Genomic DNA, 490 nt, shown 5'->3' on the forward strand with positions numbered 1-490 from the left:
TGTGGGTCTTCGGGTATTTCGTTGATCAATCTCCCAATTTCAATTCCCTCATCCGTTCCTTTTATATCAATTACATTTGTTAAACTTGTGACATAGGAGACGCCGTCAACATATTTTAGCTTTTCGGTTAAATTGTAAATTTCGGTTAATGTTTTGTGATTAAAAACATCGTCAGTTTCAATTGCGACGATTGCGGTTAAGTTCCCGCCGTATTTATTGCCAATATATCGTGCGAGTTTAACCGCTTCATCAGTTTCTGGAAGATAAGAGGCGAAGTCGGAGTTGATTTTAAGATTTCTCATTGAATAAGCAAATATCAAAGTTAGAGTTGCGATAAAAAAGATAATAAGCCATCTATTCTTTATGACAAAGTGTGAAAATTTTTTCATTTTTTGCCGTGTTTATTTTTTAATTATCCCGTAGAACAGGATGTCAAGCAGGTTATCTATGTCCTTTTCAGTCCATTTTGTGTTACCTTGAAAGATCCACG

Annotated in this window: 1 pseudogene; it reads right to left on the minus strand. The window is 35.1% G+C overall.

Going from position 1 to position 490, the window contains the following annotated elements:
* A pseudogene (locus AT685_RS04760) lies at positions 1-389 on the minus strand (hypothetical protein); the annotation flags it as partial.
* Positions 390-490 lie beyond the last annotated feature (101 nt).

The sequence above is a fragment of the Candidatus Kryptobacter tengchongensis genome (assembly GCF_001458555.1).
Classification (GTDB): Bacteria; Bacteroidota; Ignavibacteria; order Kryptoniales; family Kryptoniaceae; genus Kryptonium; species Kryptonium tengchongense.